The following is a 16,910-nucleotide window of genomic DNA, read 5'->3' as shown; positions in this document are numbered from 1 at the left end:
TGCGGCATGGTTGCCCGAGCCTGGGCGATGGTCATGGTCGGAATCCCGCGTCTGCCGGCGATGCGCCGACCTCTGCGGCGGGCGCAAATTTCGTGTCGCATATCATCGCCCGGAGGGACGTCGGACATCCGCAATTCGCCGGAGGGATTGCCCGCCCGCCGACCCGATTCCGACTCTTCCACCGTCCCTCGCGGGCACGAACGTCGCCACCGGATCGGTGCTCTGCCGTTCACGAACAGGGCCGTTCACGGGTGGACGCCGTGGTCTCCCGATGAACGAGCGAGTCCGGTTTCCGAGGGTCGCACCGCACAACGCGGCGTGGTCCGGCTGCGGGCCCGTAGCCGGACCACGCGTGTGTGGGGCGTCCTCCGACGTCGGGAGTCGCCCTGGCGGGTCGCTGCGATGGTTGTCGATGCGGCGGCGCGCGAGGCGCCCGACCTCATAGACCCACCGCCCTCTCGAAGCGCGGGCCCACACGGGCGGCCCGCGCTTCGTCTTGTCGCCGCTGTTGGAAGGGACCGGATGCCGTTCTCACGTGCTCCCGCGATCCGGCTGGGAGCCGACGGGCCCGTCGGCGTCAGGGTTCGAGGCCGACGACCGCCTTGCCGTCGAGTGTGTCCAGCGGCACGGAGACCTGGTCGTCCGTGATCAGCCGATCGCCGTCGATCTTCCCGCCGTCTCGTCGGGCAGCGTGTCGCCGAGGCGACCGAAGGCGTGCGTGAACGCCACGTCCTCGCCCACGGTGGGCACCCAGATGGCGCACTTCGCAGGTAGTCGATGGCGTCCTTGAGGACGTCGGGGATGAAGGCGCTTTGGCGCCTTGCCCCTCCGAAACGCCGTGGCGATTCGATGACCAGGACGACGCGAGTCGTGTATCGAGCGACTGTTACGCACGGTTTCGCGAGAGCCGGAGGGTGAGACTCCCTGCGGCTACCCGGCACAAGGTTCCCCCGGCCGCAGACGTCCGATTGCTCCCGAGCATGATTCGCCGAGCCCATCAACCACTGCCGTCCGGTGTCTACTCCGACGGGTATCGGACCCTGGTGAGAATGGGCACGTTCGAGATTCCGATCAAGAGCAGGACCAGGCCCGAATTCACCCAGCGCCCACGAATGCGATAGATGAGAAATTATATGAATGGGAAGAGCGTTCCTATTCTTTGCAACCCCAGTTGGTCCGAAACTCCACCCGGATCCACCGTATTCGGATCGAACTTGTAAACCATGTCGAATACGAAAAGCGCGCCGATGTGTATCAGCAAAGCAATCGTAAAGGAGGTCCTGTAGCCGCAGTCGCGGTGGCGCCGCCGTTGACGCCCGGATGGGTGGTGGGCAGCGGGAACCGGCGCAGGGTGCGGCGGCCGTCCAGTCGTGGCAGATCGTTCCGCCGGCCAGGCCGCCCCGGGCGGGAGGTAACTGCGGGTCCCGGCGGGGGTGGTGACGGTCTCGGGGCTGAAGGTCAGGGTGCTGCCGCTGAACGAGGACAGTGCCGCGCGCGGTGTGCGCGGAGCCGTCGAGCCCGTAACGGGTCGTCAGCACGTTGGGTCCGCCGGAGGCGCTGGTGCACACGCCGTCGGCGTGCCCGGCGGTGCCGTAGGAGACGAAGGCGTCGTAGGTGTAGTAGGCGCTGGTTGGCCGGCGGTGTGCGGGGTGCAGCCCGCACCTACGACGCCACCTCCCGCTGCGTGATCGGCCTTGGCGACGCGGGCTAGCTGTTCTCCCTCGACCCGACGACCGGCGCCGGACCCTGCGTGCACAGCGGTGCGAGCGTCGCGCTGAAGCCCGCCGACTTCCACTGCGACGGCGGCAGCGGAAACATCCAGGGTTACACTCGGGCCCGGTTGACCGGCCTCGACCTCACGCACGTCGACTTGGCCGCGTCCCGCGCGACCGTCACCGATCCCGACGGCACCGCGATCGCCCCCGGACTGGGCCGCCGACGGTACCGTCGACCTGACCGGCAGCGACCTCGTCGCGCACCTCGCGACCTCCGTCAACGACGCCACAACACCCGCGTGCCGGCAGCGTCACCCTCGCCGCCGGGAGCAGCCGCCAGGTCTACTGCGACTCCCTGCTGCCGGCGCTGCCGCTGATGAACACCGCGTCCGCGGGTTTCGTCGCCGCGAACTCGCCGGCCGGCATCCCTCGCACCACCACCGCACCGTCTGAGCTTGATCTTTAACCCCGGCAAGACCAACCTTGCCGGGGTTAAAGATCAAGCTGAGGCGGTGGCCTGCTCGCTGCTGTGCATCCTGGCGGTGCCCGGCAAGGCCTGATCCGCTTTCGCTTGCCCTCGACCCCTCCCCGCCGCGGCTGCCTGTCGGGCGGAGAGGGGTCGTCGGGGCTGGGCGAGGGCGAAGTCGATGGTCGCACGCGCTTGACGAAGCGCACCTGCGAAAACGCGTCGACCGCCGTCGCCGCACGAGTACGTGTGCGCGAGACCGACGCGGTCCGGTGGCGGGGTCGGGTTCGCTGTTCGCATCCGCTGACCGCATGGTCCGAACGCGGGGCGTTCGTCCGGGGGTTTGTACGCGCCCGCGCGGGTGGCGCGTATGGGGCGTGGCGCGTATGGCGGCGCGCACCGGTGTGGCGATCCCTTCGCGCTTCGTGCGCCCTACCGGAGCCGTCGGATCGTGGTGATGATGAGCGAACCGTAAGTGGCCCAGGCGACTTTGCGCACCGGCTCATGGCGGGCGCGTGAGGTGGAAGGAGTCCGCGTTGTTGCTTCTCATCTCCCCCGACAGTGTCGAGGAGGCCCTTGATTGTGCGAGGGCGGCGGCACATCTCGACATCGTCGACGTCAAGAAGCCCGACGAAGGCTCGCTCGGCGCGAATTTCCCATGGGTGATTCGGGAGATCCGTGAAGTGGTTCCGGCGGACAAGCCGGTATCCGCCACGGTTGGTGATGTCCCGTACAAGCCGGGCACGGTGGCCCAGGCAGCGCTGGGTGCGGTTGTCTCCGGAGCGACCTACATCAAGGTCGGTCTCCACGGATGTACGACGCCCGAACAGGCCGTCGAGGTCATGCGTGGGGTTGTTCGGGCCGTGAAGGACCACCGGCCGGACGCGTTCGTCGTCGCCTCCGGCTATGCCGACGCTCACCGGGTCGGGTGCGTGAATCCGCTCGCGCTCCCCGACATCGCCCATCGCTCCGGCTCCGACGCGGCCATGCTCGACACCGCGATCAAGGACGGGACACGGCTGTTCGACCACGTTCCGCCCGATGTCTGTGCCGAGTTCGTACGGTTGGCCCACGAGGCCGATCTGCTCGCCGCCCTCGCGGGCAGCATCAAGGTCGGCGATGTCGGCGAACTGACCGCCATGGGCACGGACATCGTGGGTGTGCGCGGCGCGGTGTGTGTGGGCGGCGACCGTACCAGGGGGCGGATCGACGCACGGTTGGTGGCCGACTTCCGGGCGGAGATGGACCGGCAGGCCCGCGCGCATGCCGCCGCGGGCGCGGCCTGAGGGCCGTGGTGGCGATCGAGGTTCCACACGAGGTGTCCGAGCGCGGCAACGGGCGCTTCCCCGTCGTGGACCCGGCAACGGGTGAACCCTTCGAGAAGGCCCGCGACCGGCGGTCGCGGGAACTGGACGCCGTCGTCGACCGGGCCCACCATGCCTGGCACGCATGGCGAGCCGACTCTGCCGCACGGGGCGTCGCGCTGCTCGCCGCGGCCGACGCGGTGGCGGCGGCCGCGGGCGACCTCGCTCCGCTGCTGACGCGGGAACAGGGCAAGCCGCTGGCCGAGTCGCACGCGGAGGTCACCCGCACGGTGGCACGTCTGCGCTATTTCGCCGCGCTGGATCCGGGCAGGCAGCCGATCGTCGACGACCGGCCGGTGCGCGGCGAGATCCGCTGGCGCTCGCTGGGGCCGGTGGCCGCGATCGTCCCGTGGAACTTTCCCCTCCAACTCGCGTCGGCGAAGTTCGCGCCCGCACTCGCCGCGGGCAACACGGTGGTGCTCAAACCCTCCCCGTTCACCCCCCTGGCCACGCAACTGCTGGGATCCGTCGTCTCCACCGCCCTGCCTGAGCACGTCCTGACGGTCGTCACGGGTCGAGAACCGCTCGGCGCGTGCCTCGCGGCCCATCGGGGAATCCGGCACGTCACGTTCACCGGTTCGGTTGCCGGCGGACGGGCCGTCGCGCGCGGCGCGGGCGCCTCTCTGGCGCGCGTGACCCTGGAGTTGGGCGGCAACGACGCCGCCGTGCTGCTCGACGACGTGGACGTGGACGACATCGCGGATCGCCTGTTCTGGGCCGCGTTTCGCAATTGCGGGCAGGTCTGCATGGCGATCAAGCGGGTGTACGCTCCGGCCCGACTGTACGCGCGGGTGGTGGAGGCCCTCGTGGATCGCGCGAGGGCGGTGGTGGTCGGCGCCGGGCTCGACCCGGGTACGCAGATGGGGCCGCTCAACAACCTTCCCCAACTGGCACGGGTGGAGCGGTACACGGCGCGGGCGCTGGGTGATGGCGCGAGAGCGGCGGCGGGCGGTCGGCGCCTCGACCGGCCTGGCTACTTCTTCGCTCCGACCATTTTGGCCGATGTCCCGCCGGACAGCCCGGTGGTGGTGGAGGAACAGTTCGGACCGGTCCTGCCGGTGTTGCCGTACGACAACCTCGACGAGGCCGTGGCGGCGGCCAACGGCACCGGCTTCGGGCTCGGCGGCTCGGTGTGGAGCACCGACCTCGACCGGGCGGAGGCTGTGGCAGAGCGACTGGAGTGCGGGACGGCGTGGATCAATCACCACGCCGAGTTGTCCCTCGCGCAACCCTTTGCGGGGACGAAGGACAGCGGCGTCGGCGTCGCGGGCGGGCCCTGGGGGCTGTATGGGAACCTCAGACCGTTCGTGGTGCACAGGCCCGCGCCGGAGAGGGAACCAGCGGCCGAGGAACGACAGGGCCGGGATCCGGACGGACGCCGGCAGGACGGGAATCCACCGCGGAGGGAGCGCCCGTGAGGTTCGACGCCGCGGTACTGCGCTCCTACGAGGGCCGGTTCGCCATCGAGACGGTGAACCTGGACGGCGGCCCGGGGCCCGCCGAGGTGTTGGTCGAGATCGCGGGGTGTGGGATGTGCCGGACCGATCTCGCGGTGCGGCACTCCGCGGGCCGCTCACCGCTCCCGGCGGTGCTCGGTCACGAAGGGGCGGGGGTCGTGGTCGAGACGGGGGGCCCGGATACCGGGTTGAACGTCGGCGACCATGTTGTACTGAGCTTCGACTCCTGCGGACACTGCCGGAGTTGCCTGGGCGCATCCCCGGCCTACTGCGACTCCTTCGCCCCGCTCAACCTCTATGGCGCACGACCACAGACCCCGGCACGCTTCACCGACACGGCAGGGGACCGACTGGCGCCGCAGTGGTTCGGCCAGTCCGCCTTCGCCCAATATGCGATGGTCTCGGCTCGAAACGCGGTCAGAGTCGACCCCGCCCTGCCCGTCGAACTGCTCGGACCGCTCGGATGTGGATTCCTCACCGGTGCCGGCGTGGTGCTCAACTCGTTCGGGATCGGCCTCGGCGACACCCTCGCGGTCTTCGGTGCGGGAGCGGTGGGCCTGGCCGCGACGATGGCGGCCCACGCCGCCGGGGCCTTCGTCGTGGCGGTCGATCGTCATCGCGAACGGCTGGAACTCGCCGAACGATTCGGCGCGCTCGCGTTGCCGGCCTCGACAACCGGCCTGCCCGACCGCATCCGAGGACTGACCGACGGAGGCGCACGCTACGCGTTGGATACCACGGGCTCCGGGCAGCTGATCAACGACGCGCTGGGGGCCCTGCGCCCCACCGGCAGGCTCGGCCTGGTGGCCCGCCTACACACCGCGTTGTCGCTCGAACCGGGATCACTCGACCGAGGCCGCGGGATCTTCCACATCTGCGAAGGCGATGCGGTCCCCGCGCTGCTGATTCCTCGACTGACGGCACTGTGGCGGGCCGGGCTTTTCCCCTTCGACCGGTTGATCCGCACCTACCCGCTGGCCGACATCAACCACGCCGAACGGGACTGCGACGCGGGCCTGGTGGTGAAACCCGTCCTGATCCCGTAGGGCGCGAGGAGTGAGCCGGGCCGGTCGGACAACGACGGACAGGCAGATCATCCCGCGGGCTTGTTCGCGAAAACCCAGCGGTTGCCCGCCAGCGCGTCGTTGTGTTCGGGCAGCGGACCGCGCCCGTGCCGACGGGTGAATTCGAACGGGGTGTGGATCGAGGTGGACCAGCCCTTGCCGGCCAACTCGCCCGCGGAATCGGGTCGCGAGTCGCGGGCGAACAAGTCGAGCAGGTCGATGCCGATCTGGTGCTTCGTCGAGGTGTAGATCGGACTGTCCCGGTACTCCCACAGATCCTTTTCCAGCTTGACCTCGAACGCGAGAGCGCTGCCTCCGATACTCAATCGATCCACAGCGTCGATCAGATACGTCTCGGTGACGCGGGGCAGGTAGAACAACAGCCCCTCGGCCAACCAGACACTGGGAGCGGCCGGTTCGAATCCGGCATCGGTCAACGCACCGACCCAGTCGCCGCGCAGATCGATCGGAATCGGCACACGGGCCGACTTCGGCACGGCGGACAGACCGCCGAGCACATCGTGCTTGAACGCCAGTACACCCTCCTGGTCGATCTCGAAGATCACACAGTCGGACGGCCACTCGAGTCGAAACGCACGAGCATCCAAGCCCGCCCCGAGCAGGACCACTTGGCGCACGCCGGCACGCACCGACCGAAGAAGGAAGTCGTCCAGAACCCGCGTTCGCAGACCGAAGTAGCGCGCGAAGCGCCCCCACAAAGGGTTCTTGTCCCCGTCCGGGACCTGCTCCATGCGCACCGGCCATCCGGCGGACGCCGGGGCCGCGAGCACGAAGTGCTCCGCGTAGACGTCCCGCGCCAGGCTGTCGTGGCGGTGGGTCTCGATCGCCCGTGCCGCGGCCACCATCAGTGCGGTCAGACCGACACCCCCTCCCACACCCTCCGCGTGGATGTCCCGACGCACGACGCCGACCATGAGTCCCCCTGAGAAGAGCCGTGTCTCTGAATGATGAGGACGACGAACCCGGGCCGCCTGTCGAACCGGAACCCGGAGACGAGCGAACCCGGATCCGAACCGAGCCGGAGATCGGACGCGGACATCGTCTTCCCATCCACCATCGCGCCAGGACTCCTCCGCACACGCGGGTATCGCCCCGATTCCCCCGTTGGAGTGAATCAGTGGTGCAGGATGGTGGGGACGGTCTCGCCGCTCGGGACGGACATGGTTGCCGTTGGAGCGATGTAGCGGGTGTCGTCGCGCGTTCGGCAGCACGGCGGACGTCCGGTCTCTGCGGGGTGCTCATGCGGATCGCGGGTCAGGGTGCGTGAAGGCCGACAACGGTTGATTCGACACCGCGTTGGCCGAGGCGGTCACGGCACCGGCATCGAAGCGTGCTCCTTCGCCCGGCCGATGAGGGCCATGGCCGAAGCGGGCCGCGGCCGAGTGCTCGCCCGCCGGCTGCGAAAACCCGACCGGCCATGGCCGCCCCCGAGCGTCATACGGCGTTGTCGCCGTACGCGCGCGGCGGCGTGCGGCCCGCTTCCGCATCCGCGTCGCGCCGGCCGCGATCGCTCTCGCGGTCGCCACGACGATCACGGTCGTCGGGGTCCTCGCACGGCCGGACGACGAATCCGCAGGGTCCTCACCGAGCACGACCCCGCGTGCCGATCCCGCCGCGGTCACCGCTCCGGCCGGCCGGCGGCAGACGTCCGCCTGGTCGCGGTCGATCGCGCCGCCGGCAGCCGGTCGGCCGAGCGTGGCGGCACTTGGGGGCATGCCGGCAGTCCTCACACCGGACCGTCGGGTCGCCCTTCTCGACCCGCACGACGGGCGGATCGATGGGGGCGGCGACCCGCTGCCGGCGGGCAACACCGTGCTGCACGCGACCGGCGACCCGGCCGCACCGGTGCTCGTCGCCGAGACCGCGGGCCGACTCGTGGTGCGGGCCCCACAGCGCGCTTCGCGACCCCTCGCGTCCGCTCACCACCATCGAACTCGCGCCCGGCGCCCGCGTCAGCCACGCGGGCGCCCTCCCTCTGGTGACCGGGGCCGACGGATCGGCCGCCGCTCTGCGTGGCGATGTCCTCGTCCCGATTCGGTTGTCTCCCGGAACCGTTGCGATGGCCGCCGACGCGGCGCACGTTCTCGCGGGACGCACCGTCGGACCCTGGGAGTTGCTCGGCTTCGACGGGCGGACACGCGTGGTGACTCCGCTGCCTCCGCGCCCCGGTGCGCGCATACTGCGTATGGCCGGCGGCGGGTACGGGACGGTCGCCGTCGTGTGGTCCGGCCCTGGAGACGGCAGTGAGACACTCGCCCTGCACGACTCGTCCTTCCGGCCGGGTACTCGCCGGCACCGACGCCCCCGCCGGGTCCCTGACGAGCGCCTGGATCCGCGCGGACGGCGATACCCTCGTGGCTTTGGGACCCGTCGTCGTCGATCTCGCCGCAGGGCGCCCGTCGGTCACCCCGGGCTTCGTGGCCCGCTCCGTCGCCGGTGGTCGTGTATACGGCACGCGCGACCACCATCCCGTCGCGTGGACGACGTCCGGCGTCGTCGCGGTGCCCGACCATGCCGCCATCCCCTGGAGCGTCGGCGCCGGCCGCGCTCCTGCTCACCGGCGACGAGGACCGTGCGGTCCTGCATGCCGTGGATTCGGCGCCGTGATCGAAGGGGCTCGGACGTGTGGCCGCAAGCGAATCGGCCGAGACCGGGTTCTGCGCTTGCTCCGAGCCCAGGACGACGCAGCCGGCGTGAGCATCCTGGTCGCCTCGCGGATCGAAAGGCATTCGCTCCACGCAACAGCCTGAGCCCGCACCCGCGGGTCTACATCGCCGACTCCGCACCCGACCCGGACATCGACACCGCACGAGGGCTCCGCCAAGCGGTCGCCGCAGGCGTGGATCCCCAAGGACTCGGGAAAGAACCGGCGGCGGCGGTTCCCACTTCGGCCGCTGAACTCGTACACGACGTACACGCGGATCCACCACCCGGCTTCCGTGACCGCCTGCCCGATCTCGAGCAGGAGATCGTCGATCACGAAAGCGCGACGGCCGTTGCGCGAGGTCCGGGAGAGGACCGGTCCGCCCGATCAGGTCACATCGGGCTGCGGGTTTCGGCCCTGGGGTGCGACGGGGGCGGCGACACCGTGAGGCAGCTCGGGGACGGCCCGGATCCCGAGGCTTGGAGGACGCTCGCGTGGGATCAGGACCGCGAGTGGCGTGTCTTGCCCGCGGATCGTCCGGTCGGCCTCTTTGACGTGCGGCCGCGTCCGGGGCGGTCTAGCGTCGCACGCAGTGGCTGCGGTTGCGGTGGCCTACGAGTGAGGTGAGGGACGGCTGCCATGACCACTGCCTCCGGGGCCACCGGCGATATCCACGCGGAACTCGACCATCGAGCGGCGGATGTCGCGGACCGGGTGGTCGCTTGGCGCCGTCACCTCCATCGCAATCCCGAGCTGTCCAATCGCGAGGCGAACACGGCCCGGTTGATCGCGGAGCACCTGGGCACGCTCGGTCTGGACGAGGTCCGCACCGGCATCGCCGGGCACGGGGTCGTCGGGATTCTGCGCGGTACCGCGGCAGGGGGCGGGCAGGGGGCGGCACGGCGGGTCGTCGCGTTGCGCGCCGATATCGACGCACTTCCGGTGCCGGACCTGTGCGGCGCCGACTTCGTCGCCGAGGTCGTCGACAACGACTATCCGGGCGGGCCGTTCCCGGTCTCGCACGCGTGCGGCCACGACTGTCACACCGCGATGCTCATGGGTGCCGCCACCGTGCTGGCCGGCGTCCGCGAACACCTGGACGGCACGGTGATGTTCGTCTTCCAGCCCGCCGAGGAAGGCCCGCCCGTCGACGAGAACGGTGGCGCACGCCGGATGCTGGCCGAGGACGCGTTCGCCGACCCGACCCCGTCGATGGTCTTCGGCATGCACGTCGTGCCGTACCCGAAGGGCTGTGTGGGCTACCGCGTCGGCAACCAGTTCGGTGCGTCCTGCCTGATCAAGATCACCGTCACCGGGAAGCAGGTTCACGGCTCTACCCCGTGGGAGGGCATCGACCCCATGCCCGCAGCCGCCGCCATCACGACCGGCATCGGCCAGCTCTACCGCCGGGTCGACGCGTTCGACCCGGTCACCGTCACCATCGGGCACATCGAGGATGTCGGCCGCTTCAACATCATCGGTGAGACCGTCACCTTGTGGGGCACCATCCGTTGCACCGTCGAATCCGACATGGTCGACCTCCGGCGCCATCTGACCACCCTCGCCGAGAACACCGCCCGTGCGTATGACTGCACGGCCGCCATCGACTACCTGCAGCACGTCCCGGCGGTGCACAACGAGAAGCGCTGGATCGACGCCGCCCTGCCGACCCTGCTACGCGTCGTCGGCGGCGACAAGGTCGTCGAGACCGTGCCGACCCTCGGCTACGACGACATTTCCGAGTTCGTCAACACCTACGGCGGCCTCTACGTCGTCCTCGGCGTGCAGGACGCCCGACTCGACGCCCACGGGCGCCCCGAGCCCGTCCCCGGAGGTCGCGGCCTGGCCATGAACCACAACCCGCGCTTCTACGCCGATGACGCCCCGCTGGAAACCGGCGTCCGCCTGCACGCCCACATCGCTTACGACCACCTCAACGGACACCTCGATCCAACCCACTGAGCTCTGAAACCGGCGGTACCGACGTCGACCGATTCCACACGGGCCCAGTCGACGGTGCGAATGTCGGCGTGGTTCGGGATGTCCGGCCGGCGCCGGGGGAGGACTCGGGCCGCAGGTTGTTCGCAGCCGGTGGTGTCGTATTGGCGGTGCCACGCGACGGTCGCGTGGAGGACATCAGCGACGGCCAGGTCGACATCGACCACCCCTCGCACGCCGACATGCCGTCTGCGCACGGGGTCGGCGAACTGGACCGACTCGTCCGGCGGATCAGGGCCGAGGATGCCGCGATTCGCACCCGGTTCCGCGACCGCGGCCGCTCGGCCGGACGCCGGGTTGGGGCAGGTCTCCCGCACCCTGCGACGGCGCAGCGGCCGGGCGTTGGTCGAGATCGATCGGCTCACCGGTGAGATGGCCACGACCGTCCGGGTCACCTTGGTGGAACGACGCGTCGAGGTGGTCCGGAGCCGCGTTGACCGACTCCCGATCGCCGCGTGTCGTTGCCGTGTTCGGGGTTACTTCCTCGGAGTGAAGATCAAGGCCCGGTCCAGCAGGAGCGATGACAGGGCCGGGCGGGTGAGGGTGGCGGGTTGCATGTAGAGGCGGGCGACGAGCCGCATGGTGCTTATCACGGCGCATACCGACATCCTTCCGGTGGTGCGCCTGCGGGTGCCGCCCGCCGCGGTCGGGGAGCATCTGCAACGGCTGACCCTGGCCGTCCCGCTGGGCCCCGTCTTGGCCCGCACGCAGCCCGCCGACACCCGGCCGTCGGCGACCGCAGCCCTGCCACAACTGACCCTACCCACCCCGGACGCGGCGGGGGACTGGCAGTTCGTGACCCCGCCGCGCCCCGGTCGTGCGGGGTCCGTCGGACGCGGCATGGGACCACTACACGCTCGCGGCGGGCACGGCCGAGGCACGATTGACGACACAGGCCCCGGACGCGCGGAGCGGATATCGCACCCTGAAGCAGAAGCCGACGCAACAGTCCGGCGAAAGACAGGAGGGGCGATGACATGACGCGTCTCGCCGACAGCCCGCTTGATTCACCGACTTCGTTCCGAACCTCCCGCAGATCGCCCGCTACGGCTCCGTCACGGTGACCTGGCACGGACCGACGGGTGACTGTGGCTACGTGTGCTGTGGCGGTCCGATCGGCCGGGGTCGCCGGACCCGATCACGCCGGAGCGCACCGGATCCGCCTGCGCCTACGCGGTGGAGCACTTCACCCAGGCGGCGATCGCGTTCCTGCTCGTGGTCTCCGCTCCCGACAACGTCGAGGATCGGGCAGTGACTTCGGTGCCCGTCGACCTCTTGGTGCCGTATCCGCCGACGCCGAGTTCACCCTGACGCTGACGGGAGACAGGCTCAGGCCGACGTGGTCTGGTTCCCGATGGGCACCGGCGACCTGACCCCACACATCGGATGACGATCATGACCGTGGCCGATGCGACCACGCCCTGCTCGGCAACACGCTCACCCCCGACCATCTGGGGCGGCGGCCGGGCGGCGCAGATTTGCCGCGGCGCGAGCACCGAGCCCTTGTCTTGGTGAAATAGCGGCCGTCCCCGCCCGTGGGAAACGCTCCCGTAGCGCGCGAACCAGGAGTCCGTGCGCCTGTACATCGTGGCTCGTACGGTGCGCGACATGAACGCCTTCCGGGCCGGCCCGTATGGGCGTTGGTGATTGGCCTCAAGTTCGTCTATCCGTCGGTCAGTTCTGCAGGGCTCGCATGACGGCGTCGAGGTCGGTGGTGCGGGGCTGGTTGTGGGGGAGTTTGGCGAGGGCGGCGGCCATGCCGCAGGTGTTGGTGGCGGCGGAGAAGACCAGGCCGCCCCCGATGGCGGCGGACAGCCAGCGGGCTGGGCGCCAGCGGTTGCCAACGGCGAGGCCGAGGACGACGAGAGTTCCGGCGGCGAGGCGGACCTGGCGTTCCATGGGCCAGGGGGCCCGTGCGTTTTCGGGGCGGTGGAGGGTGTGCCCCTCGCCGGCCCAGGCGGTGGTGCCGCCGGTGAGAGTGGTGGCGGGGATGTCGGCTGCGGCGAGTTCGGCGCAGGCGGTGGTGGAGCGGTTGCCGGAGGCGCAGACGATGAGGAGGTTGCTGCGGGCGGCTGCTGACTTGAGGGCGGGCAGGGCGGCGTGGAGGTGGTCGAGGGGGATGTTGTGGGCGCCGGGGAGGTGGCCGGCGGCGTATTCGCCGGGGGTGCGCACATCGATGACGGTGTATTCGTCGAGGCGGGCGGCGGCCTGGGCGGGGATGAGGGCGGTGGAGATGCTCATGCGGGGTGGTCCTTCCGTGGCGTTCCGGGGCGGGTGCCCGCACCCGGTATGATACCCCTAGGGGTATCTACTCGGTGGAGGTGGATGGTGAAGCTTGAGATGGCGGCCGATGAGCTGAAGTCGGTACTGAACCGGCTGCGGCGGGCTCAGGGGCAGATCGGGGGGATCATCAAGATGATTGAGGAGGGTCGGGACTGCGAGGATGTGATCACGCAGCTCGCGGCGGTCTCCCGCGCGTTGGATCGGGCCGGGTTCGCGATCATCGCTACCGGGCTGCAGTACTGCATGGCCGAGGGCGGGCAGGCGGCCGGTGACCGCGACCAGATGCGGGCCCGGCTGGAGAAGCTGTTCCTGTCCCTGGCCTGACGGCGGTGGTGGCTGCCGTGTTCATGTGATCACGTCGATGAGCATGAACGCGGCCACCGCCAGCAGCACGCCGGCGAAGACCTTTTGAAGGCTGTTGCCGGAGACCTTGGCGCTCAGGCGTTTGCCGTCCCAGGCGCCGAGGATCGCCGCTCCGGTGAAGGGTCCGATCAGCGCCCAGTCGAGGCCGCCGCCACTTCCCGCGCGGGCTGTCAGAGCGGCGAGTGAGTTGACGGTGATGACGAGCAAGCTGGTGCCCACCGCCCGTCGCATGGTCAGCCCGAGCACGCCCACCAGGGCTGGGACGGCGAGAAATCCGCCTCCGACGCCGAGGAATCCGGTTACCGCGCCGAGACCGGCGCCTGCCCCGACTGCCTTGCCGGGCCGTGTCCGGCTTGCCGGCTCGGACGGGGAGGGACGGAGCATGCGCAGGGCCGCCAGTGCTGCAATCACCGCGAACGCTGTGGTCAGGGCTGCTTCGGGCACGTGACTGGAGGCTGCTCCGGCGAGGTAGGCGGGGATGATGCCTGCGGCTGCGAAGAGTGATCCGGCTTTCCAGGCGACGTGGCCGTCGCGTGCGTGGGCGTACAGGGCGGTGGCGGAGGTGGCGGCCACGATGATCAGGCTGGCGGTGGTGGCCGCCGCCGGGGTGAAGCCGAGCAGGTAGATCAGCGCGGGTACGGCCAGGACGCTGCCGCCGCCGCCCAGGGCTCCGAGAGCGAGGCCGATGACGGCTCCGGCGATGAGGGCGAGAACGAGGGCACTCACGCTATCCGGCCGCTGTTCCCGCGTTCGTCGCTGACCGGGTATCCGCAGGCGACCCACGCGTTCATGCCGCCCTTGACGTCCACCGCTCGCTCTCCGCGCCGGATAAGGAGTTCGGCCGCCTGCTGGGAGCGGCGTCCGCTGCGGCAGATGGCCACCAGTGGCCGGCCCGATGCTCCGGGCGGCAGCTCGCCGCCGGCGACGAGCTGCGACAGCGGGGCGTGCACGGCGCCCGGGGCGTGGCCGGCGTTCCACTCCGGCCTTTCGCGGACGTCGAGCAGGATCGCGTCGGGGGCCAGGCCACTGGTGCGGCTGCGGGCCTGTTCCGCGCTGACGCGGCGCTGGTTGCGGCGGAAGGGGAACATGACGTTCTCCCCTTTCTCGTGCGGTGCTGGGGGTGGGTGTCAGCCGGTGGTCAGGGGCAGGCCGGCGTTGGTGGCGGCGTCGAAGCCGTCGTCGACGGCGACGACATTCCGGCCTGCCGCGTCCAGCAGGGATGCGGCGATCGCGGCGCGCATGCCGCCGGCGCAGTGCACCCACACTTCTCCCTTCGGTACCTCGGCGAGGCGGCCGCGGAGTTCGTGGATGGGGATGTGCACCGATCCCTCGATCCAGCCGTTCGCCCGCTCGGAGTCGCGGCGCACATCCAGGACGACCACGTCGTCGATGCCGCGGTCGGCGAGTCCGGCGAACGTGGAGCGCGGGAAGGAGACGGGTTCCTCACCGGCGGGCAGCCAGACGGCGGGGCCACCGGTGGCAGCGGCGGCCGGCCGGTCGATACCCACCCGCACCAGCTCACGCTGGGCGTCGGCGAGCTGCTGGGCCGATTCGGCGAGCAGGGTGACCGGCTTGCCCCAGGGGATCATCCAGGCGAGATAGGTGGCGATCTTGCCGTCGGCCTCGAAATTGAACGACCCGGCCACGTGCCCTTCGGCGAACGCCACTCGGTTGCGCAGGTCGACCACCCACTCCCCGGCGGCAAGCCGCGTAGCGATCTCGGCGGGGTCCGCGAGCGCGGGCGGGGTCAGATCCACCGGCGCCGGGCCTGCGGCATTCGCCGGGCCCATGTACGCGTAGTAGGCGGGCACATCCTCCAGCCCGGCCAGCAGGTCGGCGACGAAGGTGTCCACATCGACGGTGAGAGCCGCATTGGCGCTCTTCTCCTTGCCGATGGTGGTTTCCTCCTCCTCGGACTGGGCCGAGGAGCAGAAGCTGCCGAAGCCGTGCGTGGGCAGCACCGCGGTGTCGTCCGGAAGGCCGACGGCAAGACGGTGAGCGGAGGCGTGCTGGGCGCGGGCGAGCGCTTCGGTCAGGCGCGGCTCGACCAGGTCCGGCCGGCCCACCGTGCCGATCAGCAGCGACCCGCCGGTGAAGACGACCACCGGGCGCCCCGCCTCGCGCAGCGCGTAGGAGGTGTGGTGCGGGGTGTGGCCGGGGGTCGCGATCGCCACCAGCGTCACCCGGCTGCCCGTGTCGATCTCCACGGTGTCGCCGTCGGCGACAGCCACCCGCGCGAACGGGACGTTCGCACCGGCCGGTACGAGGTACCGGGCGCCGGTGATCCGGGCGAGTTCCAGGCCACCGCTGACGTAGTCGTTGTGTATGTGGGTCTCCACCACATGCGAGATCCGCACGCCGCGCCGGGCGGCTGCCGCCAGGACCTGGTCGATGTCACGTGGCGGGTCCACCGCCACCGCCGCGTCCTCACCGCCGGCCAGGTAGCTGCGGTTGCCGAGACCTTCCAGCTCGATGGTGTCAACGAAGAACACTCGGATGCTCCTTTCGCACTAAAAATTACCCCAGGGGGTATCCATTTCCACTGTAACACCCGTACCCCCGGGGGTATATTCCGCGGGTCGGTCGCCGTGCCCGGACGGGTATCCGGCGGCTTCCGCGCCCAGCGGGACCAGAAGACGAGGAAGAGGTGATGACGATGACCCACAGCCGCACCGTGCACGTGGACGGCGACTTCGAGGAGACCGTGAGGGGCGTACGCGAGGCCCTGGCCAAGTAGGGCTTCGGCATCCCGACCGAGATCGACGCGCAGGCCACGCGGAGGGAGACAATCGGCCACGACGTGGGGACCTACCTGGTCCTCGGCGCCCGCGAGCCCCCCTGGCTCACCGGGCGATCGAGGCGGACCGCTTCATCGCCTGCTACTGCCCTGCAACGTCCCCGTCCGCGCAGAGGGCGACGCGTACGCCAGTCAAGGCCTCGGATCCCGCCGCGATGGCCACCATGGCCGGCCGGGAGGTTCTCAAGCCCGTCGCCGACAACGCCCACCCGCCGGTGCCCTTGGTGGGCTCGTGCCGCGCCGGTAATCAACCGTCGAGTAACCGGCGGCGGACGAGTGTGCCACGAGCGCGATGGCGCTTCATCCGCAGTCACGCAACCGCTGGGCGGTTCCAAGACCTGACACGCCGCCACGATGTTCTCCCGGGTGGTTGCGGCACTCTTGCCGGAACCTCCCGGCGGAGCCTCGTCAACGGGCTGGTGGACCTCGAACTCTCCGAACGGATCGCCGCCGTCGACGCCCGACCTGCGCGGGGCCGCAGTCCGGGTGTCGATTCCGAGTCGACCCGACTCGCCGGGTGGCGCCCTCGGCGCGACGATCGGGGCGACGGCCCGTCCGGTCCCGGGGTGCCCGGCCGCCGTCCGTGTCAGGCGAGCGGCGGGCGGCGGGCGATCGTGTCGTCCACGCTTGTCGCAACCCAAGCGTTGCTATACATTTATGGCAACCCGACGATTGCCATCCAGGAGGGGCTCGTGACCATTCCCGATCGAATCGAGCGCGTGCTCGACCTCGCTCATC

Annotated in this window: 12 protein-coding genes and 1 pseudogene; 8 read left to right on the top strand and 5 right to left on the bottom strand. The window is 70.3% G+C overall.

The window, feature by feature from the left end; genetic code table 11:
• The first annotated feature begins 2,717 nt into the window (after positions 1-2,717).
• Genes ACIBSV_RS46260 through ACIBSV_RS46250 form a run of 3 tightly spaced genes read left to right on the top strand, consistent with a single transcriptional unit; the run spans position 2,718 to position 6,048 of the window.
• A complete protein-coding gene (locus ACIBSV_RS46260; RefSeq protein ID WP_395873556.1) occupies positions 2,718-3,467 on the top strand; it encodes a (5-formylfuran-3-yl)methyl phosphate synthase in 750 nt (249 codons plus the stop codon).
• A gap of 8 nt (positions 3,468-3,475) precedes the next feature.
• Entirely contained in the window at positions 3,476-4,963 is a 1,488-nt protein-coding gene (locus tag ACIBSV_RS46255) for an aldehyde dehydrogenase family protein (RefSeq protein WP_395873618.1), read from the top strand.
• On the top strand, positions 4,960-6,048 hold the full coding sequence (locus tag ACIBSV_RS46250) for an NAD(P)-dependent alcohol dehydrogenase (RefSeq protein WP_395873555.1): 1,089 nt from the start codon (positions 4,960-4,962) through the stop codon (positions 6,046-6,048). The genes ACIBSV_RS46255 and ACIBSV_RS46250 overlap by 4 nt, the downstream gene beginning before the upstream one ends.
• A 47-nt stretch (positions 6,049-6,095) precedes the next feature.
• Here ACIBSV_RS46250 and ACIBSV_RS46245 read toward each other — a convergent pair whose 3' ends face one another.
• On the bottom strand, positions 6,096-7,001 hold the full coding sequence (locus tag ACIBSV_RS46245; RefSeq protein WP_395873554.1) for a class I SAM-dependent methyltransferase: 906 nt from the start codon (positions 6,999-7,001) through the stop codon (positions 6,096-6,098).
• Positions 7,002-9,370: 2,369 nt separating this feature from the next.
• On the opposite strand from ACIBSV_RS46245, the gene ACIBSV_RS46240 reads away from it, so the two are divergent.
• The 3 genes and pseudogenes from ACIBSV_RS46240 to ACIBSV_RS46230 all read left to right on the top strand — a co-directional run bounded on the left by ACIBSV_RS46240 (position 9,371) and on the right by ACIBSV_RS46230 (position 12,040).
• Positions 9,371-10,693: a M20 family metallopeptidase gene (locus ACIBSV_RS46240; RefSeq protein WP_395873553.1), complete on the top strand. Its 1,323-nt coding sequence runs from the start codon at positions 9,371-9,373 to the stop codon at positions 10,691-10,693.
• A 185-nt stretch (positions 10,694-10,878) separates the two neighbouring features.
• Positions 10,879-11,128: pseudogene (locus ACIBSV_RS46235) on the top strand (ISNCY family transposase); the annotation flags it as partial.
• Positions 11,129-11,827: 699 nt separating this feature from the next.
• Complete coding sequence (locus ACIBSV_RS46230) at positions 11,828-12,040, top strand: hypothetical protein (protein ID WP_395873552.1); 213 nt, start codon at positions 11,828-11,830, stop codon at positions 12,038-12,040.
• 363 nt (positions 12,041-12,403) lie between these two features.
• Here the strand turns inward: ACIBSV_RS46230 and ACIBSV_RS46225 are convergent, their stop codons facing one another.
• Entirely contained in the window at positions 12,404-12,970 is a 567-nt protein-coding gene (locus ACIBSV_RS46225) for a rhodanese-like domain-containing protein (RefSeq protein ID WP_395873551.1), read from the bottom strand.
• 87 nt (positions 12,971-13,057) lie between these two features.
• Here ACIBSV_RS46225 and ACIBSV_RS46220 point away from each other — a divergent pair, with 87 nt between their 5' ends.
• A complete protein-coding gene (locus ACIBSV_RS46220) occupies positions 13,058-13,336 on the top strand; it encodes a metal-sensitive transcriptional regulator (protein ID WP_395873617.1) in 279 nt (92 codons plus the stop codon).
• Positions 13,337-13,357: 21 nt separating this feature from the next.
• Here the strand turns inward: ACIBSV_RS46220 and ACIBSV_RS46215 are convergent, their stop codons facing one another.
• The 3 genes from ACIBSV_RS46215 to ACIBSV_RS46205 are packed head-to-tail and all read right to left on the bottom strand — an operon-like array spanning position 13,358 to position 15,867.
• Entirely contained in the window at positions 13,358-14,101 is a 744-nt protein-coding gene (locus ACIBSV_RS46215) for a sulfite exporter TauE/SafE family protein (protein WP_395873550.1), read from the bottom strand.
• Complete coding sequence (locus ACIBSV_RS46210) at positions 14,098-14,463, bottom strand: rhodanese-like domain-containing protein (protein WP_395873549.1); 366 nt, start codon at positions 14,461-14,463, stop codon at positions 14,098-14,100. The genes ACIBSV_RS46215 and ACIBSV_RS46210 overlap by 4 nt, the downstream gene beginning before the upstream one ends.
• Positions 14,464-14,502: 39 nt before the next feature.
• Positions 14,503-15,867 (bottom strand): rhodanese-like domain-containing protein, encoded by a 1,365-nt coding sequence (locus ACIBSV_RS46205; protein ID WP_395873548.1) that lies wholly within the window; start codon positions 15,865-15,867, stop codon positions 14,503-14,505.
• 724 nt (positions 15,868-16,591) lie between these two features.
• Between ACIBSV_RS46205 and ACIBSV_RS46200 the strand changes: the two genes are divergently transcribed.
• On the top strand, positions 16,592-16,910 hold a 319-nt coding region (locus ACIBSV_RS46200; protein WP_395873547.1), incomplete at its 3' end, for a hypothetical protein.

Origin of the sequence: Embleya sp. NPDC050154 (genome assembly GCF_044460165.1) — a bacterium.
GTDB lineage: Bacteria > Actinomycetota > Actinomycetes > Streptomycetales > Streptomycetaceae > Embleya.
The sequence above is the reverse complement of the archived record's forward strand: the minus strand, read 5'-3'. Positions and strand labels throughout refer to the sequence as shown.